Raw genomic sequence first — 598 nt, forward strand, 5'->3', positions numbered from 1 at the left:
CTAATCGTCCTAATCGTCTTTCGAAGCATCATCCGTTTGGTGGCGATGGCGGAGGGGAACCACGCGTTCCCATACCGAACACGACCGTTAAGCCCTCCAGCGCCAATGGTACTTGGACCGCAGGGTCCTGGGAGAGTAGGACGTCGCCAAGCGGGTGCGAAAGCATCTCTATCACGTCAATGAATTACCAAATTTTGATGGTTGATCATGATGAATGAACGTGATAAGATAACATTCCTGTCGCAAAACGACAGCGAAACTTGCACATTGAAAACTGGATATGAACAAATGAATGAAACATCCTTTAGCTGGATTAACCATCAGCGAGCAGAGTTAGCGAATGCGAGCTCAGCAGTTGATGTTAGCGAAGGTTGTTCGAGATTGTTGCGACATTTTTTCAGTTTGTTTCAACCATTTGATGTCTTAGGAGATCAAAGAAACAAAGTGAAAACGGCGCACAAGCCGAATCACCTGAGCATTGGTTAAGCTATTAAGAGCGCACGGAGGATGCCTAGGCACCAGGAGCCGAAGAAGGACGTGGCGAACAACGATACCGCCTCGGGGAGCCGTAAGCAGGCTTTGATCCGGGGATTTCCGA

Annotated in this window: 2 rRNA genes; both read left to right on the forward strand. The window is 48.7% G+C overall.

Annotated elements, in window-relative coordinates:
- Window positions 1-35 precede the first annotated feature (35 nt).
- Window positions 36-152, forward strand: a 5S ribosomal RNA gene (rrf, locus tag AB4Z33_RS31155).
- 328 nt (window positions 153-480) lie between these two features.
- Window positions 481-598: ribosomal RNA gene (locus tag AB4Z33_RS31160) — 23S ribosomal RNA — on the forward strand; the annotation flags it as partial.

The sequence above is a fragment of the Paenibacillus sp. 2TAB19 genome (assembly GCF_052115185.1).
Classification (GTDB): domain Bacteria; phylum Bacillota; class Bacilli; order Paenibacillales; family Paenibacillaceae; genus Pristimantibacillus.